This is a genomic window from Undibacterium sp. TC4M20W, from assembly GCF_049340245.1.
Lineage (GTDB): Bacteria > Pseudomonadota > Gammaproteobacteria > Burkholderiales > Burkholderiaceae_D > Undibacterium.
Genome location: NZ_JBMPPI010000028.1, coordinates 51,974 through 77,061 on the forward strand (window position 1 = coordinate 51,974; position 25,088 = coordinate 77,061).

A 25,088-nucleotide genomic window follows, 5' to 3' on the forward strand; every position below is an offset into this window, starting at 1 on the left:
GTAATGAGTTCAATAAAAACCCAAACGAGACAAACCAACAAATCTTCCAGGCGGGCGCACATGAAACCAAGTTCTACCCTTATTAAAAACTTTTTGACCAAAAGCTTATTGTCCAGAAGCTTATTGACTACGGTCATCGCATCCTCGTTTTTGTGTGCCACGGCCTATGCTGATGGCGGTTACCGTAACAGGGACAATAAAGACCTCAAGGATGCAGGCGAGGGTACTTATCCTGTGCCTTACCAAAAGCCGGAAGTGGCAGAAATCACCGAAGCCCTGCACCGCATACGCGCGTATATGGAATCAGTCACGCCTACCCGCGTGATCCAGAAGAATACGGGTGCCGAGATCACAGACTTCAGCAAGCCACCGGTTGCCGATGCGATTTTTGAGCCAAGCAAGGGTGACTTTGGCATCCTGGTCTATGAAATGGGGGTCGTGCATGCAGGTTTGATGAAGGCTGCAGAAGTCACGGGCGACAAAAAATTCACCGCCATGACTGAGCGCCATTTCCAGTTCTTTGCCAAGACCATGCCTTATTTTGATGCGCAGGAAAAGCAGTTCCACCTTGAGCGCGCCAACAGCTTTGCCCGCTTCCTGGACCCGCGCTCGCTTGATGATGCCGGTTCCATGTGTGCGGCATTGATCAGGGCCAGGTTTGCCAATATCGGCCCAGACCTCAGTAACATGATCAAGGTGTGCAGCAATTTCGTCGCCAAACAACAGTACAGGCTGGCCGACGGCACGCTCGCCAGAAAGCGCCCGCAGGCATCTTCCCTTTGGGCTGACGATATGTATATGGGTGTCATGCCGCTTGGTGAAATAGGGCATTACACCAAAGACCGCAGCCACTTTGATGATGCTGTCAACAACGTGCTGCAAATGTCTGCCTATATGTTCAACAAGCAGGCGAATATCTACACCCACGGCTGGAATGCGAATAACCCTGACGCGCCGCGTTTTTACTGGGCGCGCGCGAATGGCTGGGCAGTGCTGACCATGTCTGACTTGCTCGATGTGCTGCCCAAGGATCATCCGGGTTATCCCAAAGTACTGGCGCAACTGCGTGCCACCCTGAATGGCGTAGCCGAGTTGCAGTCTGGCCAGGGCCTGTGGCACCAGATGCTGGACCGCAATGATTCTTACCTTGAGACCTCGGCCAGCGCCATGTATGTGTATGTATTTGCCCATGCCATCAACCAGGGCTGGATCAGTCCCACGACTTATGGCTCCATTGCCCAGGCTGGCTGGAATGCCCTGTACCCGCGCATTAATGCCAAAGGCCAGGTCGAAGGCACATGCGTAGGTACCACCTTTGCGAGTGATCAGGTGTATTACTATAACCGCCCGACCAGTGTTGATGCCCTGCATGGCTACGGCCCCATGCTGCTGGCTGGTGCTGAAATGATCAAATTGTTGAAAAATCCGGCAATTGAAATCCAGCACAAGGTGCGCACTTACCACTATCTGCCTGCTGGCAACAGCAAGACAGATTATCGCGAACACCATTGATGCATTACATCTTACGGACACCAACAGGACCCCAACAATGAAATCCATCGCCATGAAACAGACTCTGCATCTTTCTCTGCGCCATCAGATACTTCCGCTTGTATTGCTGAGCCTGTTTGGTGCGGGAACGGCCCACGCTGCCGACAAGCTCACTATTCAGGTCAGCCATGATCTTGAGGCCGCGCGCCCATCTGAAACCATTACGCTGCCCTGGTCAGAAGTCAACAAGGCCTTGCCAGGTGCACTGATACAGCGCATCGCGGTCAAGGATGCCAAAGGCAAAGTGCTGGCGCACCAGGTCACCAATGTTGCACCTTTGTCGAAAGACCCCAAGGGTGAAGGCATTGCTTATGGCGAATTGATTTTCCAGTATGATTTTGCGCCAGGTGAAAAGCAGGCTGTCTTCAGCGTAGAAAAAATCGATACCCTGATACCGGTATTTGAAACCAAGGCCTTTGCCCGCTACATACCAGAACGTCTGGACGACTTCGCCTGGGAGAATGACAAGATAGGCCACCGTACCTATGGCCCGGCACTTGAGGCGCCTGCACCGGCAGGCAGCAATAAAGAAGTCCTGCGCAGCAGCGGCCTCGACATCTGGTTTAAACGTGTGTCCTACCCTATCGTCGATCGCTGGTACAACAAAGGCCACGACCATTACCACAAGGACGAAGGCGAGGGCATGGACATGTATAACGTCGGCCGTTCACGTGGCTGCGGCGGCACCGGTATCTGGGATGGTCAGACCCTGTATACCAGCGCCAACTACGCCACCTGGAAAATCATCGCCAACGGCCCCATACGCACCGTGTTTGAACTCAATTACGATAACTGGGATGCGGCTGGCGTCAAGGTGTCTGAAGTCAAACGCTTCACCGTTGATGCCGGACATTTGTTTGACCAAATGGAAAGCACTTTCACTTTCAGCGGCCCGGCACAACTGAAGGTCGCTCTCGGCCTGAACAAGACGCCGACAGACAAGGGCCAGAACCCCGTCATCAAGCTAAGCAAAAACCAGGCTACGCCATCCATCACCCAATGGGTAGACCAGGCCAGCAACGGTTCGATTGGCACAGCCATTATTTTGCCAACAGCAGAGGGCTATGCTGAAGACAAGCTCAATGACATGATCTTGGCTAACGTCTCATCCGGTAAACCACTGCGTTATTACATAGGGGCTGCATGGGAAAGAGCCAGCCCTTATAACAGCAATGAAAAATGGCAGGCCTATGTGAAGGCCCATGCCGAGAGAATGCAACATCCTGTCAAGATTGTGGCGGTAAGCAAACCTTGATATTGACACTTGTGTCCTGTGTCATTCAAAAAGAACCAGATATGCCGCCATGCATTTCTGGTTTTTTTTCACGTTGCATCTCCTCAGTTGAGCAGCTACCATTGCTATTTTAAGGCAATGCGTCTTTGCATCGTATGGTGCGCCAACAGGAGAAAGTAATGGGACTGGGTATCAGCATAGGCACTCTGGCAGATTGCGATGATGAAGAGCTTGAATGGTCACAGGAGGATTTTGCGGCAATTAACACCGTGCTGGCACAAGCCGGTTTGCCTGCGCACGTAGAACCCAGGTCTTTGCCTGCACTGCAATCCCGTGCGCAGCTTGATGGTTTCCCCTATTCCTTCCTGCATTATCTGCGCCGTGCTTATGCACACCGCAAGGCAGACCCTGCATGGCTAGCAACACCGCTGGCAGACAACGAAGACCCGGGCCAGGACGAGGCATTGCAGGCAGAATATGACAATCTCGATAGCCATCTCGTCTGCCATTCAGATGCAGAAGGCTATTATGTGCCTGTCGATTTTGATGAAGTTCTGTTCGACAGTGAAGAGACTGGTTTGCCAGGCGGCATGCTCGGCTCCACTTACCGCCTGATGGAAGAGTTGATATTGGTTGCACCGGCGCTGGGCATACAGCTCGACAACGGGCAATTGTCAGATGCTGAAGTGGCGCGCATACAGGAACAAACCGAAAAAGAAGCTGCCTGCTACCGTGAGCTGGAAACATGGGTCACACTGTTTGAAGCCGCACGCCTTAGCCTCGAACACAAGACGGCAATTGTGTTCTGCTGAATAATTCATGGCATTTGCCTGATGAGTAGCAGCTTACAATAAGTGCTGACAATAACCCGCTTCTGACAAAGCTTCCAATAAAGGCCTGCCATGAAACCACAAATCACCGTCATTACCCTGGGCGTCGATGACCTGGAAGCATCCTTGCATTTTTACCGCGATGGTTTGGGCTTTGCCACTGAAGGTATCATCGGTAAAGAGTTCGAATACGGTGCCGTGGTATTCATTCAACTGCAAGCGGGTTTGCGCCTCGCCCTGTGGCCACGCAAGAGTATTGCACATGACACTGGCATTGAAGTGCAAACCGCAAGCGCGACAGAAATGACGCTGGGCCACAATGTGGCATCGAAAGCAGAGGTGGATGCCGTCATGGCAAAAGCGGACTCAGCCGGGGCCAGGATCGTCAAGCCTGCGCACGATACTTTCTGGGGCGGCTACTCAGGCTACTTCCAGGACCCTGACGGGCATCTGTGGGAAGTAGTGTGGAATCCGGCCTGGGAGCAAGATGGTGAGCAATAGCAATGAGATTAAGCATCTTGGCGCAATATAAGCTTTGCATGCCTCATCATTTGACTACTTTGTCGTGGTGACAGTATTTTGACCAAACATCAGTTTCCACAACATAAGCAAATCGTTTGAAATGCCATCTGGCTCTGAAAAATCGGCACCTATATATTCAAGATAAACGTCTTCGCTGAGAGTATTGCTTAGAATAGCTTCCGCGAGTAGGTTCTTGAAGTCTGATTCATTGATGCCATGTCTTGGGTCTCTTAGTGCTTTTAATAAGTCGCTGCCAGATTCGGCATCGCGTGATTCGCAATGCCAGTAGTTTTCAAGATCTTTTAAAAAACAGGATAGTCTGGTGTTCATCTTACTCTTGATGGGTATCAGTGATCAGCAAGCGCTGCCAGACTCCAGCCTGCGCTGGAGCGACGTGGCGACTACTATTAGCAATGAATATGATCGACATTATTTGCGCGATCAGTTCTTATGGATGCTTCAAAAAGTATTGACTTATAGGGTACCCACTATCGCAGTCGCGAAAAACATTCCAATGAATCCCCATAATCATGATAATCACGACTATCACGAAAAACTAAACGGCCCTGGCAAGTTCAGATAAGGGCGCCATTGTGCGGCAGGTTCTGGCGGGCGGTATCCCGAGACGGGGGCAACGCTTAACTTCCAGCCGTTTGCGCCACTGAAAAAATCGAGTGGCGTGGTTTCCAGTGCAAAGATGGCCTCCAGCAGTTTTTGGTCGGGTACCGGGCCTTCGCTCTGCATCTTGACGGGCGCACCCACTTCCACGCAGGCATACCACCAGTAGATACTGTTACCCTCGCCCGCCAGCACTTTGCACATCAGGGCATAGCGTGGGATGTGATGCATGAAGGGATCGCCTGGCATGATGATGGATTGTATGCCCTGGCAGACGAGGATTTTCCATTTGACCGGCATCAGTGTCTGATAAAAATTGAGTCGTATAGCGTCGCCTGCGCCTTTGACTTTTTCATAGGTGGTGCCAGGCGTCCAGAACCAGACACCGCTGCGTATGGCCTCACCGCAACCGCTGAGACGGCCCCAGTCTTGCAAGATGGCGGTCTGGTATTCGCCCCGGGCTTTTTCGCTTTGCACGACTAACTCAGTCAGCGTACCTGCAAGTTCTGAACAGGCGATAATCAAAGGGGTATTACCATCAGGCAGCTTGTGCTGTTTGTTCAGTTCATTGATTGCATATTTGAAGCAGGCAACCGAGATATCCACGGCTTCTGAAGTGATGACGGACTTGGCTTTGCTGATCAGTGCACCTTCAAGTTTATCAACCAGGGTATTGAGCAATAGCTCGACCAGGGTTTTGGGCTGTTTTTCGCTATGTTCTGGCAAGCCCAGCATCTGCACCACCTGGTTATAGGTGTTGGTATAGATTTGACCCATGATGCCGTTGAGCAGGGCGACATTGGTCGATAGCGTCGTGACACTTTGTACGTACTCAAGCTCATCGAGTAACTGGTCCTTGATAATTTTCCAGTCTTCTACGCTGAACTTGACTGGGCGTTCGAGTTTATCCAACTTGCTGGACCAGATAGAAAACGCGGCATTGATATTCGTGTATTGTGAACGCAGTCCATTGACATCGGTAATGCCCAGGCTGGCCGAGATGCTGCTATAGATTTCTCTCTGCGCACTGGTCATTGTTGGCCATGTTTGTGCAGGCTGGTCAATCACGCCGAAGGCTGCCCGCTGGAAACTCATCTTGTCCAGGGCGAAGAAATAACAGGAGCGCGAACTGGCAGCCGTCAGGCCGACTACACGCTTATTCAGCTTAAAGCTTTGCACACTAACACCATCGCGTATCAGATACAGATTGCCATCTGTTTGCATGTCGGCAGTGCTATACCAATATTCCTTGTCTTCACATGCACCTACCCAGCGTATACCCTGATGCGGTAATGCATTGTGTTTGACCCATGCGCCATTTTCAAGGCGCAGCAACACATCCTGCCCTTCCTGTTTTGCCAGCGCCAATAAAAAATCGGCCGCGCCCGCGCTAATCTGCCGGATGCTGGTGCCCGCAGGAGTGGTGATCTTGCTCCAGGCATTGTTCAGGTATTGCCAGGCATTGCCACTACGTGCCATCACCCACATATTGCCATCAGATGTTGCCGTAATGAGATAGGGAGAGTCACCATCAGGCAAGGCTGCCAGCATCTTGACTGAACCGGGCTCTGTGATGACATCTTTGTGATATTCCATGACGACAGGGCGATTGTCTTTGCTGCGTATAAAAAACGCCCGCTGAAAATTTACCGGTGCCAGATGCTGCGGAAAGCCAAATGTGCTTTGATTATAAAGGGCGTAATCAGCAATTTTTACCAACTCACCAGTACTGTGACTGAATTGAGAAACGCTGTCACGGGTCAGTGTCCAGATACTGCCGTCTGCAGCTACTGCCAGGCCCTGGTTTTCTGTTGCTTGTGGATAAGACAAAGCCGGGCTGACACCTGTCTTGAACCCCAGCGCAGGCCGCGGCGCATGCGAGCGCAGGGCATTGGCGCGAAACAAACCAGGTGGCAAGGCAACAAGGGCATTAGTCATGAAACATCCTTCAGGTAGGGAGATTGGACGGCATGGAGCTGCAAAAAATGTATGCCTTAATTGTAGGGCAGAATCAGCCAGGCGCAGCACATGCAGACTAAATTTGCTTGCACAAGCAAGCTAAACTGTGGAATTTGCCTGATGTTTAGCCGCCTCCAGATCCCGCGCTGGCGGCAAACCAAACATGCGGCCATATTCGCGGGTGAATTGCGACACGCTTTCATAACCGACGGCAAAGGCGGCACTGCTGGCTGACATGCCTTCTGCCATCAGCATGCGGCGTGCCTCGATCAGGCGCAGTTGCTTCTGGAACTGTAGTGGCGACAGTGAAGTGATGCTGCGGAAGTGATGATGGAATGACGATGGGCTCATGCCTGCAGTGGCAGCCAGACGCTCAACCGGCAAGGGCTGCGCAAATTCTGTCCTGAGCAAGGCAACTGCGCGGGCGATGCGGTGGCTATGCCCCTCCAGCCAGCCCAGCCTGCGTATGGCTGCACCATGCTTGCCAGCCAGCAGCCAGTAATGCAGTTCACGCACGAGTTGCGCATGCAGTACCGGCAGGGCGGCAGGGTGCTCCAGCAAATTCATCAGGCGTAAGGCGGCATCGGCTACTTCAGCCTCGGTGGCTTCAAAATGCAGTGGTGTGGTTGCCACATCAGCCACACCAGGCAAACCAGACACACCGCGCATTTGTCCAATCAGGTCGGCGATGATGGCCGGGTCCAGGTCCATTACCAGCGAGATATACGGTGCAACAATACTGGCCTGGGTAATCTGGCTGACGGTCGGTACATCTGCGGTGATCAGCAAAGAGTCACCCGCATGGAAGTTAAAAGTCTGCGCCCCCATCGTCACTTGTTTGCTGCCCTGTAGCACCAGGCAGATCAGAGGATTGGGTATGCCATGCACCAGCCCGCTAGGTACGGATGAACGTATCGTCGTCAAACCCGGTATCGGCGTTTGGGCCAGGCCACTATCGTCAGCATGGGCATCTGTATAGCGGCGTACGGCGTTGAGCAGGGGAGTGATCATGCTGCAATCTTAATGCATTCTAGTTTTGACGCATACAGCAATTGGAGGATCAGGCAAAGAATGTCGAGGTTTTGGCAATGCTGTCGGCGTCCTCTGCTCCTATCATGAACTTCCCTCAACACAGACAAGCAGGAGTTCAATCATGAGCACAGAAACAAACAAGATTGCCATCGTTACTGGTGCCAGCCGTGGCCTGGGCCGCAATACCGCATTGAGCATTGCCCGCAAGGGCGGTGATGTCATCATCACTTACCACAGCCGCAGCGATGAGGCGCAGGCGGTGGTGGCAGAGATTACGGCCATGGGGCGCAAGGCACTTGCCTTGCAACTCGATGTAGGCAACAGCGCGGGCTTTGCCGCCTTTGCAGGCAAAGTACGCACGGCCTTGCGTGATCACTGGCAGCGCGACAGCTTTGATCATCTCGTCAATAACGCTGGCCATGGTGACTATGCACTCATAGTAGAGACGACAGAGGCGCAATTTGATGGCCTGGTCAATGTACACTTCAAGGGCGTGTATTTTCTGACACAGGCATTGCTGCCTTTGCTGGCAGACGGTGGCCGCATCGTCAATTTATCGACAGGGCTGACCAGGGTATCCTACCCCGGTTATGCCGCCTATGCTGCGGTAAAAGCGGCGGTGGAAATGCTGAGTGTGTACATGGCCAAAGAACTTGGTAGCCGCGGTATTGCTGTTAACGCCGTCGCCCCTGGCGCCATAGAAACCGACTTTGGTGGTGGTGCGGTGCGCGACAACCCTGAGGTCAATAAAATCTTTGCCGACATGACAGCCCTGGGCCGCGCAGGTTTGCCTCACGATATAGGGCCCATGATAGCCAGCCTGTTGTCTGCCGATAATCGCTGGGTCAATGCCCAGCGCATAGAGGTGTCGGGCGGGCAGGGGATTTGATCTGCTTTATTGACTGAGACCAAGCTGCCGTTTCAGATATTGATGGAGGTTCTTATCTCCATCAATATCCTGCCCAGCATATTCTTGCCACGCCCATCACTGCCACAGCCCCAATAGTCATCGTCGCTGGTGTCTTCGACCAGTTTTGCTGCGCCTGTACTTAACAGCAAGGCTGTTAAATCTGCATGCTGCTGGAACTTCGCCATTAACGCATCCCGCATGACCTGCACTTTGACTGACTCCCAATCCGGGCGTAATTTTTCTGTCCGCGCTCGACCCAGACGTGCCGCAATCGCGGGCGTGTTGGCCTTGCGTATTTTTTCGCGATATGCCGCATCTACAAATTTTTGCGCCTGGAAATAATGTTCAGAAGTGGGCCAGGTTTTTCCCTTGATGGAGATGGAATAGCGTGCAAAGTTGGAGAACTCTCCAAACTCGTCTTCGACAGAATAGAATTTGATGGTGGTGTTTGAATTTGCGTCTGGAGTTGTGCTTGATTTACTGTCGTTCAAAATAAATTAATCGCTTTAAAAAATGAATCGAAAAACCGGCCACCATGCATGCGATGGCCGGATTTCAATTCTGGAAATATCAAGCCCGCGTATGCGCGAGAATAAAAGAGAACATATCCAGATGCTTGGCAATGCCGATTTTCTTGGTCGTGGAAAAATGCCCTGAATCATAATCAACCCGCATCAATACCGGGCGTTTTGGGTTATAGTTTTTTTGCATGCGGGCAGCCATCTTGGCGATTTGCCAGGGTTCTACCCGCATGTCGTTGGCGCCGGTCATCAGCAGCGTTGCCGGGTAGCTGGTTTCAGCTTGTACATGGTGATAGGCATCCATCTCCAGCAGGGCGCGGAATTCATCTTCTTTCTTGACCGTGCCAAACTCTTCATCATTGCCAGGGCCATTCGATGTCAGCTCAAAGCGCAGGGTATTGAATACCCCGACTTCACCGATTGCCACGGCAAACAGGTCTGGCCTTTCTGTGATGGCGCGGCCCACCATGATGCCACCGGCAGAGGTACCCCATACAGCGAGTTTGCCTTGTGCAGTCCAGCCGTCCTTGATCATCGATTCTGCCACATCTATCACGTCGCGCCAGGTATTTGATTTATTGGCTTTTTGCCCGGCGATGTGCCAGGTCTCGCCTTTCTCGCCACCACCGCGTATATGGGCATATACAATCACGCCACCCTGATCCAGAAAAGCCAGCATGGAACCCTGGAAGCCCGGGTCAAGTATGATGCCGTAAGCACCATAGGCAATAATCAGCAGAGGGTTTTTGCCATTCAGTTTGGTATTGTTCTTGTGCAGTATTTCTACCGGCACAGCCGTGCCGTCACGTGCCTTGATGTCCTGACGGGTAGTCAGGAACGAGGATGTGTCAAATGCTGCCTTGGGTGTCAAGCCAGTGTCTTTGGCGACCAGGCTGGGCCCTGTTTGCAGAGTACGGGCAGACCAGGTCAGGTCGTCCATGCCAAACCAGGCACCTTCTATGGCAGGGTGGCATTGTATATTCCATACCGCACCTGTCAAAGGCAGTTTCACATCTTCCACCTTGCCGGTGGCAAAGCTGTAACGCCGCAAGGCACCGACCTGGCCGCGCAGCTCATGGATGTATAAACCATCTTTGGCCAGACTCAGGCTGTCGATGACATAATCGCCTTGCTGTACCACCACGACGCGCTTGCCCTTGTCTGCCTCGCGCAGGCTGACTTTGAATACTTCCCCACGCTCAGACTTGCCTTTGGCAAGTACATACACATCGTCACCCACGGTCAGTGCGTGGGTTGCGATATCGTCCTTGCGGAACACTTCTGCCCAGCCGGGCTTGCCTGCCAGCAGGTCATTGAGGCGTGCGACCATGCCATAAGCCGGCCATTCACCATTGCTGTAGATGGCACCCAGCGCCCAGTCGCTGGCAGTATTCACGTGCACGACCGGCATTTCACGTTCTGTCTGGCCCATGGCCGGGCCATCTGACCAGCGGAAGGCCAGGGTGTCTTGCGCCGGGTCTTTATCCATTTTATGCAGCCATGTTGCCGTGTCGAAGGAGAAATCGACTTTGCCCTTGACTGCACCATCGCGCAGGCGTGCATAGAACAGGCCGCTGGAATCGGGCAGCCAGCTTGCTGGCATGCCATTCAAACGGGTGATCAGCACGTCCTTGCCACTATCCAGTGTCAGCACATGCAACTCATGCATCTCGTCACCACCCTTATCGATGGCGTAAGCCAGATGCTTGTTGTCAGGAGACATCAGCACCTCGGTCACGCGCCTGGGTTGACCACCTTTGCCGCCCGGGCCACCCTTGTTGCCGACTTCGGGATCAATCAGCAGGCGTTCTGCGCCACCCGCGTGTGGGGTAGCGTAAATCTTGAGTACCTGCTGGTCTGGCGAGCGGCGAGCAAAAATTAATTGGGTACTCGTGACTTGCCGTATCGCCAGCGTTGTCGTCGCTGCGCTGAAGCGCTGCAGGGATGCTTCTATGGCGCGCCGCCCTGGCAACTTGTCCAGCACTTGTCGCGCGAAAGCTCCTTGCGCTTTGAGGTAGTTAGTGAACTCGGCAGTGTCAGGCTTTTGCTCCATCCAGCGGTAGGGATCAACGATGCTTTTGCCCCACAAGCTGTCGGTCACCGCCTCTTCACGTGCCAGCGGTGGCAAGGGTGGTAGCAAGGGCGTGGGTGTTTTCCTGACCGCAGCATGCACATGCGCACTGAGAGGTGAGAGGGCAAATGCGGACAAAGACAAGGCAAATTGGCGACGGGAAATCATAATCTGCTACCTCTCAGTATTGGACGTGTCAGGGAGTATAGACGGATTTATAAGTCACTTGCAATGAGATCGGTATGTCATTGCAGGTATGCCACAACAGGTGGCCTTGTCGCCTGCTAAGCTGTGAAGGAACGCTCGCTTGGCAGTCTGAACAGTTGCTGCAAACCGACGATATGTTTCATCTGGTGGGCGCGAAGCAGTGCCGCTGTTATTATGCTTGCGTTGCCGATTTACTTTCTAAAAGAGGGAATGTCATGGCTGAAAACAAAACCAAAGCAACAGACTCCAGCGTCGATGCATATCTCGCCGCCATAGGGGACGAGACGCGCCGCAATGACTGCGCAATATTGATCAAACTCATGTCCAGGGCCAGCAAACAGCCCGCCGTCATGTGGGGCAGCAGCATCGTCGGCTTTGGTAACTACCACTATGTCTATGAAAGCGGCCGTGAAGGTGATATGTGCCTCATCGGCTTTGCATCCCGCAAGGGCGACATCAGTCTGTATGGTCTCAATGCCGCACCCAACCATGCGCAATTGCTGTCTGAACTCGGTAAAACCAAATCCGGCAAAGGCTGCCTGTATATACGGAATTTAAATGATGTGAATATCAAGGTGCTGGAGACCTTGATCAAGGAAGCTGTTTCGGCAAAAAATAAGAGAAATACCGACAATATAAGATAACATCCCAAAGCTAAACATATTGTAGGGTGCGCCATGCGCACCGTTTTTTGGGGTAAATTTCTTGTGATTTTCGTGATTAGAATGCTGCGCACGGCGCACCGTACTTACGGTTTTTTTTAAACAGGCCAATAAAAATCTTCATGATGAAATTTCATTTATTCGCTGCTGCAATAAGCGTATGTTTGTTGGCTCAACAAAGCCATGCTGCTGACGTCACCGTCCACCTTAAACTGATCTCTCCACAAACGCTGGAAGTCTCTTACCAGTTGCCAAAGACATGTGATGCCATTCCATTTTTGAACGAAGAAACCTTGTCCAAGTTTGGCAACGAAATCCGCGCAGCATGGCAAGCCGTTGATGATTGTGGCACTGCCGATGGAACGGCACTCACCAAAACCAACAAGGCATGCTCAAACATACGTTTTAATGTGCCCGCAACGAGCAAATTTTATGATCGTGTAGCGCCCGGCTCTTTCCCTATGGGAGAGGGCATGTATGTTCACACGACCAGTTATGCACTCAGCGACAAGTGTGGCAGTGTGGGCTACCAGTTTTCAGCACCCGGCAGCATTGCTTTCAAGGGCCAGCTCTTTCAGGAGAATGCGTCTTACGATGCTGATGGCGGCAACTACATGGCCGTGCTGTTATTGCAAAAACAGATTGCATCAAAATCTGGAACCATCAGTTATTTCAATCCAGCGCTGGGTGCAGAAAATATTCAGTTGTTGCAGAACATGGCCGATCAGGCGGTAGATTTTTATCATCGTGCATTACCGGATGTTGCTTTTCGCAAGCCCATATTGGCAGCAACCATGGAAAAAGACGGCGGCACGCCCAATTTTTGGGGCGATGCCGGTGATGTTCTGCGGTTAGCGCTGTATAACTGGCCAGAGCACCCCACGCCTGATAGTGACGCGCGGCTAAGAAAATTTGTCTGGCATGAATTTGCTCATCGCTTTCAAGCACCCACCGCCAAAGATAGCGAACAGCGTGCGGCCTTTATTGGTGAAGGTGGCGCAGAATATCTGCGCTGGACAGCAAGCTTGCAGAGTAAATGGTCTAATCCTGACGATGCAGCAACAGAACTCAGCACTGCCATTTCCAATTGCGTCTACAGGGCAGCTGGATATAGCTGGAAAACATTACCCAAAAGCCTGGCAAATAGTGGCTCTGTGCCCTATGAATGTGGCCTGGCTTTGCATGTCATGGGCTTGGCAGTAAGGCAGAACGATGCCAGCCCATTGCAGCAAATAAATAATTATTACCATGGATTTGAAACCGGCAAAGTTGCCAGTTTTGAGCAGGCGCTGGAATGCGGAAAAAAGGAAAATTGCACACCGCAATGGCTCCCCAAACTCATGGGTGAGCAAGCGATGTCAATCGCCTGGTCTGATTTTTTTGCCAGTACAGAGCTGGCAAAAACAGCCCCGCCACCGCCCGCGCAATACGCCAATATCCAGCGCATGGCATTTGCATCTCTAATGGAAGAAGACTGCAATGGCAGCGCCAGTTTTTACACTGACAAAGATGCCTTCCTGGTAGGTGAAATCAAGGGCTGTCGTGTCTTTAAAGAAGGTATGAAAATCCAGAAAATGGATGGCAAGAACTTATTTTCTTCATCATTGGTCGCTGATGAAATGATACAAGCCTGTACCTCACAAGGCAAAGTCAGCCTGGGTTTGCAAAGTGGTGAAACGCTGTTCGTGCCGTGCAAAGGCAAGTTCAAGATACCGCAATTTTATGCAATCAATATGAAACGCCTGATGCAGAAACTGGATTTATAGACCAGCCAAGGGTTGCTCTTTTCCCTGGCAAAGATATCATTTTCAAACCGTACCGTGATGCAGGGCGCATTGGAATGCGCCGCATGGTGTGAAAATTTCGCAGTGGATGTCCAGCCGTGCAAGATGCAAGCACAGGACGCAATATATTACGTCCTATTTTTTAGAATTACTGCAATCAAGGCTTGAGATATTCAAATACAAATCCATCCGGGTTTTCTCAAGAAAATTATCTGATGCGAATTTACATCAGACTAAATTGGAAAATACCACCCTCATAGTTTACATGTATGGAATATAAAACTTACTCCTCGACAGCGCGAGGGTAACTCAGTTTCTCAGTATCCCATTTGTTTTCTTCACGCTTGTACCAGGTCAATTGTCCTATCAACTCACCTTCAGGATCATACAGCCTAATATTGGCTGGACTGTTCACACCAGGACCTGGTCCGTTGTATGAGCCAGGCCAAAGGTACCGGGCTTCCATATAACCGAAATCACACTCTGCATGCTTGAACAAGGGCAGGCTGACATCCATGAATTGGTAGTTCTCGCCGCCGCAGCAAAGCGCACGCGCAGCTCGTCTGCGCGACATTCTCCATTGCAGTAAAGTCTTTACCTCATGCAGTGCCGCTTCATTGTCCAGGTTTTCAGTTTCTCTCGGATATTCGACAGTTTTTCCACTGCGAACAGCTTCATAGGCATTCTCAAAATCCCGTATTGACCTAATGTTTTCTGCCATGCAAAGACTTGCACAATCCTTGCACCAAGCCGGGCGTACCGGGATCAGGTACAGATCATCATTATCAACCGGCATGCCTATGCTGATGTTGCCCGTGTAATAGTAATTTTCAGCATCAGGGACGGCTAAACTTTCGTTGCAACTGCTACAGGTATAGCGGCTTGGTATCATTTTTTAATCTTTTTGGTACTCACACTGGTACTCAAACATTCATAACCGCGATATGGTCTTAAAAACCAGGAAGCGATGGCTTAATGGAAAGATATGCATGTGACCTACATGCCCTCTGTTGCTGCGCACCGCTACGCGATAAATTTTTTGACATGAATAATTATCGGTAATCATGCCTATCAAATCTTCTATCCGGGTGACCATGCCTGCCCGCGTCGATTTGATCTGCCTGTTGTCGAGGTCAGTCAAGCCGGCAAATGGGTGCCTCAAAAAGAAAGCATCCAGAGCGATCACCACTTGCCTGCTCCAGGGATCATGAATTTCAGTTATCTCGCCATAGACGTACTGATCTACTGGCGCTTGGTCGAGATGTGATCTTAAAGACCCCAGCAAGTCATTTTCATCGAGATCGAATATGTAGGCGTTAGCAATAGCGTCACCAGGAATTCCATCAATATGGGCCATGGCCATGACATAGCCATTGAGCCTGCTCGTCATCCATTCTTGTACCGTGCTATCCATGCATTATCCCGTTTGAAACATCTTTGCCTTGTTGGTGAGTGTCAAGCCAGTTGCGCAAGTCACCTTACACATGCAGCGCCGTAGCCACACTGGCGCGTATTGCTTCAATAAACCTGCGCAGCCGTGCCGGGTAAAAGCGGGCATATGGATAAACCAGGTTTACCGGCAGTGGCGTGGCCTGCCATTGCGGTGCCAGTTGTATCAGGTGTCCTTTGGCGATGTCGTCGGCCAGTATCCAGGTAGAGCCGATGGCGGCACCCAGGCCTTCAAGGGTGGCGATGCGCAGCGCATACAGGTTGTCGGTGCTCAGGCGCGGGGTGAAGGCCACGCGCTGGATTTCGCCAGTCTGTACATGGTGCAAAAATACTTCGCCGCGGTAAAAGGTGCGCAGCGACAGCCAGGGCAGGCCGACCAGGTCGATGGCTTGTTGCGGCATGGGCCTGCCAGCCAGGACGGATGGTGTAGCCACCACGATGCGCGGCACCTCTGCCAGTTTGATGGCGACCAGGTTGGTATCTCTGAGCTCGCCTATCTGTATGGCGCAGTCTATGCCCTCAGAAATAAAATCCTGCAACGATGTATCGTCATGCAGCAGCCACTCTACCGACACACGCGGATAGCGCCGCAGGTAATCTGCCAGCGGCCTGACCAGGCGTTCCTGGCCAAACGCATGCGGAGCAACGACGCGCAGCACGCCTTCAGGCTCGTCATTGGTGCCACGCAAGTCAGATTCAAAGGCGGCCCAGCCTGCCAGCAGGTTGCGCGCATGTTCATAGCAGCGCTCGCCATCTGCAGTCAGGCGCATGCTGTGGGTGGAGCGGTTCAGCAGGCGCACACCGAGGAATTGTTCCAGCGATTGCAGTCGGCGGCTGACCGTGGGCTGGGTCGTGCCCAGTTGTGCCGCAGCAGCAGACAGATTACCCGCCTCGACGATGCGCACAAAGGTCTGCATGAGCTCTATGCGGTCGCCCGCGCCAGCCATGAGGGCGGCTGTGGCAGAGTTGTCCGGGCGGCTGGTCAGAGTCTTGGTCATACGTCAAATGTATAACAAATCTGCGTGACATGCCACTACCGTTTGAAACGCGAGAGTTTTACACTACCAGACATCAGTTAAAGCAGAGAGAAAGTCATGTCTTCCATTCAAAATTCGCATAGTCATATAACTGACATAACTCGGGCGACAGATACCCAGGTACATCAGCAACCATCACCCGCACTGGTATTTTTGCTGGCTTGTGGCGCTGCCTTGTCAGTGGCATCGCTGTACTACAGCCAGCCCATGCTGGGCATACTGGCGAGTGACCTGGGTATCAGCAATGTCGCGGTTGGTTATGTGCCCACGCTGACACAGCTCGGTTATGCACTCGGCATCTTGCTGCTCGCGCCACTGGGCGACAAGCATGACCGCCGCAATATCATCCTCATCAAGGCTGGTTTTCTGGTGGCTGCATTGCTGGTGATGGCTGCCGCACATTCCTTGAGCCTACTGCTGCTTGCCAGCCTGGCGATAGGGCTGACAGCGACGATGGCGCAAGATATTGTGCCAGCTGCGGCCACTCTCGCGCATGAATCGCGCCGCGGCAAGGTCGTGGGTACGGTCATGACAGGCTTGTTCATGGGCATCCTGTTGTCACGTGTTGTCAGTGGTTTTGTGGCTGAGCAGTTTGGCTGGCGCAGCATGTTCGTGCTGGCAGCGGTAGGTGTCACCCTGATTGCTGTGGCGGTCTGGCGTGGTCTGCCACACTTTGCACCAACCACCACCATGAGCTATCGCGCCTTGCTGGCTTCCTTGCTTGATCTCATCCGCCGCCACGGCAAACTGCGCCGCGCAGCACTGGCGCAAGGCTTGCTGGCGACGGGCTTCAGCGGCTTTTGGTCCACCCTGGCCGTCATGTTGCATGCCGAACCCTTCCATATGGGCAGTGCAGTCGCAGGCGCCTTTGGTCTGGCCGGTGCCGCAGGTGCACTGGCAGCACCGCTGGCTGGACACCTGGCAGATAAGCATGGGCCAGAGCTCGTCACCAAGGTCGGTACCGGCATCAGCACTGTATCGTTCGCCCTCATGAACCTGAGTCCGCTGTTCCCACCCACCGCACAATTGTGGCTGCTGGGCATAGGCACGGTAGGCTTTGATCTTGGTGTGCAGAGCACGCTGATCGCTCATCAAACAATAGTCTATGGCATAGACAACGCCGCCCGCAGCCGCCTCAATGCTGTGTTGTTCGTTGGTATGTTCATCGGCATGGCAGCCGGTGCCACCCTCGGCAGCGCCCTGCTGGCGCAATGGGGCTGGATAGGCGTGACGGGCATGGCAACAGTCACTTCACTGGCAGCTTTGGCGGTGCGGTTTTGGCGGGTGGCATAAGCAAAATCAAAATGCAGAATCAGAATGCAGAGTTAGAATGCAGAGTTAGAATGCAGACTGTGGTATTGCCGATGATATGCTCCTGTAATTTGAATGCAAAAAATTAGACAGGAACATCATGGGCAATAAGCTTTCCCACCTTAGCATTTCACGCCTTAACACCGCAGAACGCCTGCAGTTTTTTATCAATACCGGTTTTTATTTTTCCATGCAGATTCGTGGCAAATATAGCTTGCATGACTTGCATGCCCAGCATGAAGACCGCGAATACCGGGCCATCAACGAGTGTTTCCACCGTATCTTCCAGTGCTTGCGTGGCATAGGCGATAGCCATGAACCGCGCATGCCAGATGACACCGTCCTGCTCATGCTAAACGACATCGCCAAAGAGGCAAACCTGCAGGAAGAATTAAATTGGGCAATTGAAGAAGCTACAAAGCTGCTTGCAAATATTTAATCTTCGGAAATTAATCTGTAAAAAACCTTGGCGTGTGAATAATCACGCCTTATTCAGCAACGCTTTTCAGGCTACTCTGACTATTGATCAACCCATCTCATGGAAGCTGATCAATAGCACAGACCAGATCTATCCTTTTGCATAAGCGGGGCGGCTGCCGTCAGCCGTATTTTCCAATTGCAATTGCATATCCGCGATCACAAACTCATGCATGGTCTTGATCACTTTTTCAATAAAGTAAGATGAAATCAGCCTTGGGGCAATGCGGTTGTCATAGTAGGTAAGCATACGAACGATACTCTGCTCACCGTCAAGCTGTTCCACTTCTATATACCCGCCCAATAGTTTGATCGTGTCTTTATAACGGATACTCTGCTCGATAATCTCAAACTCGATACGGCTTTGATCGACAATATTGGTAATTCTTTTGGTCAGGTAGCCACCATCACTATATTTGCAGCGGCAGGTATCGCCTACAGCCGCATACTTGCCTTCCACTTCCTGCGGCACCGGCAGGCTTAATTTCAACAACCATGATGCCGGTTTTTTGACATGTTCATAAAAGCCCACTTTTTGCCAGACATCCGCTTTATTCGCCTTAATGATGCTGCTGGTCACTGCACTGCTGGTAGTTTGCTGTTTCATGATTTTTCTCGCCTGTTGATTTATGTTATTTGAAAATGCCTGCTTCATTTAAACGGGGTACTTGCGCTAAACAATGCTATGCATCCGATGGTGCTGACTTCAACGTTCTGGAATCGCTTTTCTAATGCTGACTTCAACTGGCCCGCCGAATCCTGATCACCATTGATTACCTTGAGCCTGTGCAACACTGCATAAACGCAGCGGCTGAGCATGGTTTTTGTAATGTCCTGATTCAGAATGGTGTAACCGAATACCTGAGTGTCGGCATGCATCAGCGGCCTGATGGCATCAAACACCGCGCCTTTTTGCAGCATGTCACCAGGGATGCAATGCAGAATGCCGCCCAGCGCAATTGAGTCGAAACGTGCGGCAGAAGTTTGAATTGGTTCCAACGCATTGCAGAGATAAGTTTCCGGCTCAAACCGCGCAATTCTTGCAGCCGTAAAATTCAGGCAGTTTTGCTGCAAATCGAACAAAGCTATGCGCACCTCGCCAGACTGGTAGTGACAGCGGTCTAGAAAATAGCCGGTACCAACGCCAATATCCGCGTGATTGCGCGACATCATGAGGTGATAGAGGTCAGCAAAATACCTGCTCTTGCAGCGCCAGACATAAGGTGCCAGCAAGTGGTAAATCAGAATGTCATAGCACCGAAGCAAAAGCCTGCTGTAAATGCGAACCCCGTCATCGGTCGTTCTGCTGGTAATGGTGCTCATCATGCTTGTCTCTTTTAAATAGATGGTCAGGACCCGGATGCCTGAAAGGAATTCGCAATCCAGACTCGTACCCTGAACTATGCAATGGGCATGCCAATTCAATAAATCTTCCAAGTTGCTGTTTTTAAAGAATATTATTTTTTCGGATGAGCAGGCGGCTGTAAGGTATCTGTACATTGCGGCAAATTTCGCTGTAAAGAAACTTTGCAGCGAAAGCGATTGGGCAGATTTCATTTGATCAAAAAATGGCTGGCCCGTCCCAGAAATACTGCGTGTCTATTCATGACATCAAACGACTCATGCCACAGAAAATAATTTTATTGACATCCAAATTTCGTCTGATACTATATCGATAGTCGATATATCGTTAAGCGATGCAACATCGCCCGATATAGGTTGAGCGATACAAGCTGAGCAACATCAACAAACCAGCAAGCCTGAAAGGCGCGGATGGAAGCAATTAATTATTCAAAATACCTGCCATTGTCAGAAGCCACCTTTTACGTGCTACTGGTACTGACGGAGCCTCTGCACGGCTATGCCGTCATGCAAAAGGTAGAAGACATCAGCGAGGGCAATGTCGTCATTGGTCCCGGCACCTTGTATGGTGCGTTCTCAACTCTGGAAAAACAGGAGCTGATCAACAAGGTCGGGGAAGAAGAGCGGCGCAAGTATTACCAGCTCAGCGATAAGGGGCGGCTGGTACTGGCCGAGCATATCCGCCGCCTGGAAATCATGTACCGCAATGCGCAAGTGGCGCTGCCACAATTAACAAGAGGAGAGGCAAAGTGAGTGAGACATTGATCAAGAAATTCAAATGCTTCTGGTCGTGGGAACTCGAGCAAGAACAGCAATGGCTGCGGGAAATGGCCAGCCAGGGATGGCATTTGAAAGCCCGCAGTTTTTTCGGCGTCTATAGCTTCGTCCAGGGTGAACCTGCCGATATTGCCTATGCTCTTGATTACACACCCGGTTTGAATATGGAATTCGGAACAAGACTGGAGCCAGATATTAATTACGAGCAGTTCTACCGCCAGATGATTATTGATGCTGGCTGGGAGCATGTGCTGGCATCGCTGGGATGGCAATACTGGCGCATACCAGTGCGCAATGGCAAAGTGCCGGAAATTTTCACGGACACTGCTTCCAAAAAATCCAAATACAAGCGACGCCTGTTGGAGATGTGCATCTTCAATTTCGCGCTGTTCCCAACCGCGATCTATCCTCCGGCCATGCTCAGGCAATGGGATAATAGTCTGGCGGCGTACATTATCATCTTCGGCCTGGTCATACCCACCTGCCTCTACTTTTCGTATGCATCCATACGTATATATTTGCGCATGCGTGAAATGCAGAAAATTTGATTGCTCGCATATAGTCGCGATCTTGCCTTGCTCATTTATTTTCTTTTATTTCCATTCATTTTCCACGGATATCATGCCCGAATTGCTCATCAAGAAAAAATTTCTCTTCCTGTCTTTCCTGCTCATTTTATTTTGCACAGCCGGATGCTCCTATAAGATTGAAATTACACCTTTTGAACTGCATGCCGAAAAACCGATATTCGTTTTCTCAAAACCAATAACAGCATCCCCGATAGGGGAAATGAGGATAGTTCCCTTGAATAGCTTTAAGATCGTGCAGAAAAAAAATGATCGATGGGATCACAACAATCCACTATGGGCTTTTGGATTGCCACCAGGAGCTACTTTGGATGTGGAAAAGCTCCGCTATGCCAGCCTTCCCGCAGGTTATGTTGAGACCGTCAAAGCAAAAAAACTGGAACGTGGCGTAGCGTATATGGCGATTGGATTTGGGCCGGGTTCCAGTGGCAGTGTTGAATTTAGTTTGGCGCCTTAAGTTGGAAGGCCGCCTAGGGAATGCGAATGAAACGAATACTACTTTATATATTTTAGTCATGAATGTCGCAGCCTGGCACAATTGCTTTGCTGGCACTGAGTTCGATCAGAAGCCGGGAATTATTCTTCCAGGAGCCCTGGTCAAAGCAACAGCACTTGCTTATGCACAGTTTGAGCAAGAGCTTGATAAGAAAGGCAAAGCAGCGACGAATGATTTCGCACGATCCATGTCAAAATTGGAAAGCTACGATGCAAAAATTTCTGTAGAAAAAAGGCATTACATAATTCGTTTTGCTCCTAAAGATAAAAACGTGCGTGGTGGCGAAATTGCGTACACTATTAAAAAAGATGATTTTTCTATATCCGATATTGAATATTCTAAATAAGTACTTTGGTTTTAATTCGAAACGCGCAGCCCGTAATCCTTGATCATGTGAATGAAGCTTCGAGTTCAGAAGTATCAAACTATAAGAGTTTTAAGATGAAAGCCAGGGCTTTGAAGTCGATAATGATGTTTCATTCCAGATCAGATGTGACGCAGGTTTGTTACGATCTGGGGAAATTGACTGTTACGGTTGAGTCATCGCAAGAAAATAAAAGCTATCAAGCGAGCTTTGCAGAAATCTGTGGATTCCGTCTTTTGGATGAAGGTGATTTACTTGAATTTTGGCCTACATGTTCGGATTCTGAACACTGGGTGTTTCAAATTGAAGAGTGCGGCTGGTATGCGCAAGAATCATTGCGGCCCGGTTTTCTGAGAAAGGATAGCGCCGCCATCAAGGAATTTTTAATCACCAGCAGCAATGGCTGTGTAAGCGTGTTGGCCTGGGAAGAACCAGAAATCAAAAGTTGCCAGGTCTAAAGCGTAGCCAGGGCATTACAATGTCAGTTATCGTTTTCACAAACAGACTGGCGGTTACTGATGACAGACCATTCTTTTTCCACTTTAGCACAGCGCCCTGCGCAAAAAGCATTTTTGCCGTGGCTGCTTTATGTGGCTTATGTGGCTTATGTGACCCTCGCATGCGCTGCCCTGTCGCTGTCACATCCTGCCCAGGCACAGAATGCCAGCGACCCGCGTCTCGTGCGTTTGATGGGGCTCATGCAGCAACGCCTGAATCTCGCGCAAGATGTCGCCATGTACAAGTGGAACGCCAAGGCAGCGATTGACGACCCTGTGCGTGAACAACAGATACTGGATGCACTGGCGCAGCAGGCAGCTCAATATGGCCTGGCACCCAGACAGGTACAGAACTTTTTTACTACGCAGATAGTGGCGGGCAAGATGATACAGACGGCCTTGTTTGCAGAATGGGTGAGCAAAACACAGACCCCGTTTGACAATCCGCCTGATCTGAAGACCACAATTCGCCCGGCACTCGACAAGCTGACGCCACAGCTATTGACTGCGTTGGCCGAGGCACAACCGGTTTTGCAGGCTAAAGACCGCCAGCAGACAGTGAAGCAGGCAGCGGCAGATACCGGCGTGCGTGCAGGTGTATTGCAAACTGTGCCTGGCTATACTACTGCATGGGAGTATGCGCTTGGGGATTTGGCTGGCAGGTAAGCAAGGTATGCAGGTAAAAGCCGGACTCAATAAGAAAATAGCGGAATGAATGTAATGACGACAAAGAAGCAGAGGGAATTTGCAGTATCGTTAAGGATGACGCATCCAGAAATGGATTTACAGGCATTTTGCGATTTGATTGAGCTGAAACCATGGAAGTGCAATTTGGCCGGAGAAGTGAGACAGACTTCAGACGGCAGGCTATTGGGCGGGGTACATAAACGATCTTTTTGTACCTGCAGTTTTGAGTTTAATGAAGATGTTTCTTTGGACGCTGCCATCGATGATACGCTTGATCTGCTGGAGTTGAAAAGAAAACAGATCGCTGAGATGACCTCGTCAGGCGGTGAGATGCATTTTTTTATAGGATGGTTTTTTGAGGGAACTGCGGGCATGGTACTGGATTGGAAAACCTTGCGCAGGATGTCTGATTTGGAGATTTCTTTTCAACTGGATGCCTATGGGGCTTTTGGTAAGTAGTCTTCGCGGGGAGATAGCTTGTGCCGCTGGTTCTCTTATTCCTGTGGATGGAAAACAAGTGATGGTAAGACGCTATAAATTTTCGTGGTCGATAAAATTGAGAAAAATGTTTCCATGAATAGAGCTTTTTTATTTTGCATATTGCTTGTTCTGCAGATTTCTGCGTATGGAAAACCTGTGTGGTATCCCCCGGTATTTTTGGATGTACCACCTGGTTGGCACGTACAAAAAAACAGATCGCCCGATAGTCAGGCATTTAGCTTGAGAAAGGGATTACAGCTCATTACTTTTGATTATGGACTACGGGTGTCAGATCACCAGCTTGATTGCGAAATTTCTGATATGTCTGTGATGATCACATTGGATGATCTGAAATGTATTTCGTCAGAGCGGCATCATCAAAAAATAAAACGAAAAATTTCAATCAAAGATCCTAAAGACGAAGCTAACTTTAAATTAATTATTTTTACCATCTCTGGATTGTCTGAAGCAGATAACAGAGAGTTGGTGAGCTTATTGAAAAGCCTTCGATTTGTAGGCAGCATCGAAAATCTGAAACTGGTTTCAGTCGATTCTCGCAAGCGACAAGCAACAATTGTCGATGAATCAGGTATCGCTCGCATAGTCAGAAAGAATGATTTTATTGCGAGAAATTTTGGAAATGTCCGCGAAATAAAGAGTGACCATCTGTTGATAGAAGAGTGGGAGCCTGATGCTAGAGGTGAATACAAGCCAAAACAAATAGAATTGCATTTATCGCGGTAGTTGTGATGTTGCGTGGCCAGATCGGCTTGATGCAGGCTAAAATTGAGTGTGCATAGCCTCTGGAAGGTTTGCACGCGCATGGAAATAATTTAATTTGTGAGAATGCCGTGAAAAAATTAGCCGTAGTGATGATGCTGCTTTTCCTGTCAGCGTGCGCCGGACGGGATAAGATGATATTAGAGTCGCGGGACGTGCAAGCCTTCGAAGTTGCCGAGCACGTCACTGCGAAGTCATCTTCAATTACAATATCTGGTCTTGCATTTCATAGCGCATTAGCCGTGCAAGAAGTAAGAACAATACCAGAGGGAAAAACATTGCATGTTTATGTGCATTTGGCACCAGCGCATGCAAATTCATCTGGCAGTTTTTCGTCTGAGATCGTTATTCCGGCAACGGTAGAGACTATATATTTCGGTCTTGAAAAAACCGTGATCTGGCAGAGAAAAAATCCCTCTGAAGCAGGCTGAGCTTGTCAGTGCAGATAATATGATCTGTAAGTCTTGATAGTCTCTTATTTCTCACTGTGGCTTCTGACCAACATGCGGCGCATTGCCACGTACGCTATGTTACTTCGCTAGAAGCTGATGAACCAAATATCGAGAGTTTATTTGAAGTCATATATTCCCATCCATCTATTCCAGGGCTATATCAATGCAAGAGTTATTTGCTTATGAAGATCTTACTGATTATTCGCATTTAATCAGTCCCTACACATTTGTTGGCGTGAAAAATGTTGAATGGTTAAACTTGAAATCTGATTTTCAGAAAGGAGAGTTGCGAAGCTCCCTTCTAAGAGGCTGTTGCGAAATTAAAACGACTGAAAAAAAGTGCTGTTAACTTTTCATGAGTAGTGTTAACTTTCTATCTTGTTTTGTCAGGGTGGAGAGCGATGCCAAAAGAACTGATAGATGACCAACTG

Annotated in this window: 28 protein-coding genes; 18 read left to right on the top strand and 10 right to left on the bottom strand. The window is 50.4% G+C overall.

Annotated features, from left to right (window positions below):
• The first annotated feature begins 108 nt into the window (after positions 1 to 108).
• The 4 genes from ACO0LL_RS24495 (at position 109) to ACO0LL_RS24510 (ending at position 4,116) form a co-directional block, all read left to right on the top strand.
• Entirely contained in the window at positions 109 to 1,512 is a 1,404-nt protein-coding gene (locus ACO0LL_RS24495) for a glycoside hydrolase family 88/105 protein (protein ID WP_422953424.1), read from the top strand.
• Positions 1,513 to 1,549: 37 nt separating this feature from the next.
• The gene (locus tag ACO0LL_RS24500; RefSeq protein WP_422953425.1) at positions 1,550 to 2,806 is read left to right on the top strand and encodes a DUF4861 family protein; all 1,257 of its coding nucleotides are present in this window, start codon (positions 1,550 to 1,552) and stop codon (positions 2,804 to 2,806) included.
• A 158-nt stretch (positions 2,807 to 2,964) separates the two neighbouring features.
• Positions 2,965 to 3,597, top strand: a complete 633-nt coding sequence (locus ACO0LL_RS24505) for a hypothetical protein (RefSeq protein WP_422953426.1) — start codon at positions 2,965 to 2,967, stop codon at positions 3,595 to 3,597.
• 90 nt (positions 3,598 to 3,687) lie between these two features.
• Positions 3,688 to 4,116, top strand: coding sequence for a VOC family protein (locus tag ACO0LL_RS24510; RefSeq protein WP_422953427.1), 429 nt, complete (start codon positions 3,688 to 3,690; stop codon positions 4,114 to 4,116).
• 54 nt (positions 4,117 to 4,170) lie between these two features.
• On the opposite strand, the gene ACO0LL_RS24515 is transcribed toward ACO0LL_RS24510, so the two are convergent.
• The 3 genes from ACO0LL_RS24515 to ACO0LL_RS24525 all read right to left on the bottom strand — a co-directional run bounded on the left by ACO0LL_RS24515 (position 4,171) and on the right by ACO0LL_RS24525 (position 7,725).
• Complete coding sequence (locus ACO0LL_RS24515; RefSeq protein WP_422953428.1) at positions 4,171 to 4,467, bottom strand: hypothetical protein; 297 nt, start codon at positions 4,465 to 4,467, stop codon at positions 4,171 to 4,173.
• Positions 4,468 to 4,683: 216 nt separating this feature from the next.
• Positions 4,684 to 6,693 (bottom strand): hypothetical protein, encoded by a 2,010-nt coding sequence (locus ACO0LL_RS24520; RefSeq protein WP_422953429.1) that lies wholly within the window; start codon positions 6,691 to 6,693, stop codon positions 4,684 to 4,686.
• Positions 6,694 to 6,813: 120 nt separating this feature from the next.
• Positions 6,814 to 7,725, bottom strand: a complete 912-nt coding sequence (locus ACO0LL_RS24525) for an AraC family transcriptional regulator N-terminal domain-containing protein (protein WP_422953430.1) — start codon at positions 7,723 to 7,725, stop codon at positions 6,814 to 6,816.
• Between the two features lie 142 nt (positions 7,726 to 7,867).
• Here ACO0LL_RS24525 and ACO0LL_RS24530 point away from each other — a divergent pair, with 142 nt between their 5' ends.
• A complete protein-coding gene (locus tag ACO0LL_RS24530; RefSeq protein WP_422953431.1) occupies positions 7,868 to 8,635 on the top strand; it encodes an SDR family NAD(P)-dependent oxidoreductase in 768 nt (255 codons plus the stop codon).
• 32 nt (positions 8,636 to 8,667) lie between these two features.
• On the opposite strand, the gene ACO0LL_RS24535 is transcribed toward ACO0LL_RS24530, so the two are convergent.
• Positions 8,668 to 9,147, bottom strand: a complete 480-nt coding sequence (locus ACO0LL_RS24535) for an NADAR family protein (RefSeq protein ID WP_422953432.1) — start codon at positions 9,145 to 9,147, stop codon at positions 8,668 to 8,670.
• A 79-nt stretch (positions 9,148 to 9,226) separates the two neighbouring features.
• Positions 9,227 to 11,416 (bottom strand): prolyl oligopeptidase family serine peptidase, encoded by a 2,190-nt coding sequence (locus ACO0LL_RS24540; protein ID WP_422953433.1) that lies wholly within the window; start codon positions 11,414 to 11,416, stop codon positions 9,227 to 9,229.
• A gap of 254 nt (positions 11,417 to 11,670) precedes the next feature.
• Here ACO0LL_RS24540 and ACO0LL_RS24545 point away from each other — a divergent pair, with 254 nt between their 5' ends.
• Both ACO0LL_RS24545 and ACO0LL_RS24550 read left to right on the top strand, forming a co-directional pair.
• Positions 11,671 to 12,099: a DUF1801 domain-containing protein gene (locus ACO0LL_RS24545; protein WP_422953434.1), complete on the top strand. Its 429-nt coding sequence runs from the start codon at positions 11,671 to 11,673 to the stop codon at positions 12,097 to 12,099.
• Between the two features lie 143 nt (positions 12,100 to 12,242).
• Positions 12,243 to 13,883 carry a hypothetical protein gene (locus ACO0LL_RS24550; RefSeq protein WP_422953435.1) on the top strand — a complete coding sequence of 547 codons (1,641 nt, stop codon included), beginning with the start codon at positions 12,243 to 12,245 and terminating at the stop codon, positions 13,881 to 13,883.
• Positions 13,884 to 14,184: 301 nt separating this feature from the next.
• Here ACO0LL_RS24550 and ACO0LL_RS24555 read toward each other — a convergent pair whose 3' ends face one another.
• The 3 genes from ACO0LL_RS24555 to ACO0LL_RS24565 all read right to left on the bottom strand — a co-directional run bounded on the left by ACO0LL_RS24555 (position 14,185) and on the right by ACO0LL_RS24565 (position 16,348).
• Positions 14,185 to 14,793, bottom strand: a complete 609-nt coding sequence (locus ACO0LL_RS24555) for a hypothetical protein (RefSeq protein WP_422953436.1) — start codon at positions 14,791 to 14,793, stop codon at positions 14,185 to 14,187.
• A gap of 39 nt (positions 14,794 to 14,832) precedes the next feature.
• Positions 14,833 to 15,315, bottom strand: a complete 483-nt coding sequence (locus ACO0LL_RS24560; protein WP_422953437.1) for a hypothetical protein — start codon at positions 15,313 to 15,315, stop codon at positions 14,833 to 14,835.
• 64 nt (positions 15,316 to 15,379) lie between these two features.
• Entirely contained in the window at positions 15,380 to 16,348 is a 969-nt protein-coding gene (locus tag ACO0LL_RS24565) for a LysR family transcriptional regulator (protein ID WP_422953438.1), read from the bottom strand.
• A 96-nt stretch (positions 16,349 to 16,444) separates the two neighbouring features.
• Between ACO0LL_RS24565 and ACO0LL_RS24570 the strand changes: the two genes are divergently transcribed.
• The gene (locus ACO0LL_RS24570) at positions 16,445 to 17,680 is read left to right on the top strand and encodes an MFS transporter (protein ID WP_422953439.1); all 1,236 of its coding nucleotides are present in this window, start codon (positions 16,445 to 16,447) and stop codon (positions 17,678 to 17,680) included.
• Positions 17,681 to 17,798: 118 nt separating this feature from the next.
• On the top strand, positions 17,799 to 18,137 hold the full coding sequence (locus ACO0LL_RS24575; protein WP_422953440.1) for a hypothetical protein: 339 nt from the start codon (positions 17,799 to 17,801) through the stop codon (positions 18,135 to 18,137).
• A gap of 129 nt (positions 18,138 to 18,266) precedes the next feature.
• On the opposite strand, the gene ACO0LL_RS24580 is transcribed toward ACO0LL_RS24575, so the two are convergent.
• Both ACO0LL_RS24580 and ACO0LL_RS24585 read right to left on the bottom strand, forming a co-directional pair.
• Positions 18,267 to 18,830, bottom strand: a complete 564-nt coding sequence (locus ACO0LL_RS24580) for a hypothetical protein (protein ID WP_422953441.1) — start codon at positions 18,828 to 18,830, stop codon at positions 18,267 to 18,269.
• Complete coding sequence (locus tag ACO0LL_RS24585; RefSeq protein ID WP_422953442.1) at positions 18,827 to 19,732, bottom strand: hypothetical protein; 906 nt, start codon at positions 19,730 to 19,732, stop codon at positions 18,827 to 18,829. Before ACO0LL_RS24585 ends, ACO0LL_RS24580 begins: the two co-directional genes overlap by 4 nt.
• 216 nt (positions 19,733 to 19,948) lie before the next feature.
• On the opposite strand from ACO0LL_RS24585, the gene ACO0LL_RS24590 reads away from it, so the two are divergent.
• The 9 genes from ACO0LL_RS24590 (at position 19,949) to ACO0LL_RS24630 (ending at position 24,636) form a co-directional block, all read left to right on the top strand.
• Positions 19,949 to 20,290: a PadR family transcriptional regulator gene (locus ACO0LL_RS24590; RefSeq protein WP_422953443.1), complete on the top strand. Its 342-nt coding sequence runs from the start codon at positions 19,949 to 19,951 to the stop codon at positions 20,288 to 20,290.
• On the top strand, positions 20,287 to 20,862 hold the full coding sequence (locus ACO0LL_RS24595; RefSeq protein ID WP_422953444.1) for a DUF2812 domain-containing protein: 576 nt from the start codon (positions 20,287 to 20,289) through the stop codon (positions 20,860 to 20,862). The genes ACO0LL_RS24590 and ACO0LL_RS24595 overlap by 4 nt, the downstream gene beginning before the upstream one ends.
• Before the next feature lie 73 nt (positions 20,863 to 20,935).
• Positions 20,936 to 21,358 (top strand): hypothetical protein, encoded by a 423-nt coding sequence (locus ACO0LL_RS24600; protein WP_422953445.1) that lies wholly within the window; start codon positions 20,936 to 20,938, stop codon positions 21,356 to 21,358.
• A 58-nt stretch (positions 21,359 to 21,416) separates the two neighbouring features.
• Positions 21,417 to 21,743, top strand: coding sequence for a hypothetical protein (locus ACO0LL_RS24605; protein WP_422953446.1), 327 nt, complete (start codon positions 21,417 to 21,419; stop codon positions 21,741 to 21,743).
• Between the two features lie 95 nt (positions 21,744 to 21,838).
• On the top strand, positions 21,839 to 22,219 hold the full coding sequence (locus ACO0LL_RS24610) for a hypothetical protein (RefSeq protein WP_422953447.1): 381 nt from the start codon (positions 21,839 to 21,841) through the stop codon (positions 22,217 to 22,219).
• A gap of 60 nt (positions 22,220 to 22,279) precedes the next feature.
• Positions 22,280 to 22,924, top strand: a complete 645-nt coding sequence (aroQ, locus tag ACO0LL_RS24615) for a gamma subclass chorismate mutase AroQ (protein WP_422953448.1) — start codon at positions 22,280 to 22,282, stop codon at positions 22,922 to 22,924.
• Positions 22,925 to 22,978: 54 nt separating this feature from the next.
• Positions 22,979 to 23,404, top strand: coding sequence for a DUF4279 domain-containing protein (locus ACO0LL_RS24620; RefSeq protein WP_422953449.1), 426 nt, complete (start codon positions 22,979 to 22,981; stop codon positions 23,402 to 23,404).
• A gap of 84 nt (positions 23,405 to 23,488) precedes the next feature.
• Positions 23,489 to 24,169 (top strand): pilus assembly protein PilP, encoded by a 681-nt coding sequence (locus ACO0LL_RS24625; protein ID WP_422953450.1) that lies wholly within the window; start codon positions 23,489 to 23,491, stop codon positions 24,167 to 24,169.
• 107 nt (positions 24,170 to 24,276) lie between these two features.
• Positions 24,277 to 24,636, top strand: coding sequence for a hypothetical protein (locus tag ACO0LL_RS24630; RefSeq protein ID WP_422953451.1), 360 nt, complete (start codon positions 24,277 to 24,279; stop codon positions 24,634 to 24,636).
• Positions 24,637 to 25,088: the final 452 nt, after the last annotated feature.

Bases quoted from the DNA above. Each gene is read 5' to 3' on its own strand.
- ACO0LL_RS24500 (WP_422953425.1), top strand. From the start codon at position 1,550: ATGAAATCCATCGCCATGAAACAGACTCTGCATCTTTCTCTGCGCCAT.
- ACO0LL_RS24505 (WP_422953426.1), top strand. From the start codon at position 2,965: ATGGGACTGGGTATCAGCATAGGCACTCTGGCAGATTGCGATGATGAA.
- ACO0LL_RS24510 (WP_422953427.1), top strand. From the start codon at position 3,688: ATGAAACCACAAATCACCGTCATTACCCTGGGCGTCGATGACCTGGAA.
- ACO0LL_RS24515 (WP_422953428.1), bottom strand. From the start codon at position 4,467: ATGAACACCAGACTATCCTGTTTTTTAAAAGATCTTGAAAACTACTGG.
- ACO0LL_RS24520 (WP_422953429.1), bottom strand. From the start codon at position 6,693: ATGACTAATGCCCTTGTTGCCTTGCCACCTGGTTTGTTTCGCGCCAAT.
- ACO0LL_RS24525 (WP_422953430.1), bottom strand. From the start codon at position 7,725: ATGATCACTCCCCTGCTCAACGCCGTACGCCGCTATACAGATGCCCAT.
- ACO0LL_RS24530 (WP_422953431.1), top strand. From the start codon at position 7,868: ATGAGCACAGAAACAAACAAGATTGCCATCGTTACTGGTGCCAGCCGT.
- ACO0LL_RS24540 (WP_422953433.1), bottom strand. From the start codon at position 11,416: ATGATTTCCCGTCGCCAATTTGCCTTGTCTTTGTCCGCATTTGCCCTC.
- ACO0LL_RS24545 (WP_422953434.1), top strand. From the start codon at position 11,671: ATGGCTGAAAACAAAACCAAAGCAACAGACTCCAGCGTCGATGCATAT.
- ACO0LL_RS24550 (WP_422953435.1), top strand. From the start codon at position 12,243: ATGAAATTTCATTTATTCGCTGCTGCAATAAGCGTATGTTTGTTGGCT.
- ACO0LL_RS24555 (WP_422953436.1), bottom strand. From the start codon at position 14,793: ATGATACCAAGCCGCTATACCTGTAGCAGTTGCAACGAAAGTTTAGCC.
- ACO0LL_RS24560 (WP_422953437.1), bottom strand. From the start codon at position 15,315: ATGGATAGCACGGTACAAGAATGGATGACGAGCAGGCTCAATGGCTAT.
- ACO0LL_RS24565 (WP_422953438.1), bottom strand. From the start codon at position 16,348: ATGACCAAGACTCTGACCAGCCGCCCGGACAACTCTGCCACAGCCGCC.
- ACO0LL_RS24570 (WP_422953439.1), top strand. From the start codon at position 16,445: ATGTCTTCCATTCAAAATTCGCATAGTCATATAACTGACATAACTCGG.
- ACO0LL_RS24575 (WP_422953440.1), top strand. From the start codon at position 17,799: ATGGGCAATAAGCTTTCCCACCTTAGCATTTCACGCCTTAACACCGCA.
- ACO0LL_RS24580 (WP_422953441.1), bottom strand. From the start codon at position 18,830: ATGAAGCAGGCATTTTCAAATAACATAAATCAACAGGCGAGAAAAATC.
- ACO0LL_RS24585 (WP_422953442.1), bottom strand. From the start codon at position 19,732: ATGAAATCTGCCCAATCGCTTTCGCTGCAAAGTTTCTTTACAGCGAAA.
- ACO0LL_RS24590 (WP_422953443.1), top strand. From the start codon at position 19,949: ATGGAAGCAATTAATTATTCAAAATACCTGCCATTGTCAGAAGCCACC.
- ACO0LL_RS24600 (WP_422953445.1), top strand. From the start codon at position 20,936: ATGCCCGAATTGCTCATCAAGAAAAAATTTCTCTTCCTGTCTTTCCTG.
- ACO0LL_RS24605 (WP_422953446.1), top strand. From the start codon at position 21,417: ATGAATGTCGCAGCCTGGCACAATTGCTTTGCTGGCACTGAGTTCGAT.
- ACO0LL_RS24610 (WP_422953447.1), top strand. From the start codon at position 21,839: ATGAAAGCCAGGGCTTTGAAGTCGATAATGATGTTTCATTCCAGATCA.
- aroQ (WP_422953448.1), top strand. From the start codon at position 22,280: ATGACAGACCATTCTTTTTCCACTTTAGCACAGCGCCCTGCGCAAAAA.
- ACO0LL_RS24620 (WP_422953449.1), top strand. From the start codon at position 22,979: ATGACGACAAAGAAGCAGAGGGAATTTGCAGTATCGTTAAGGATGACG.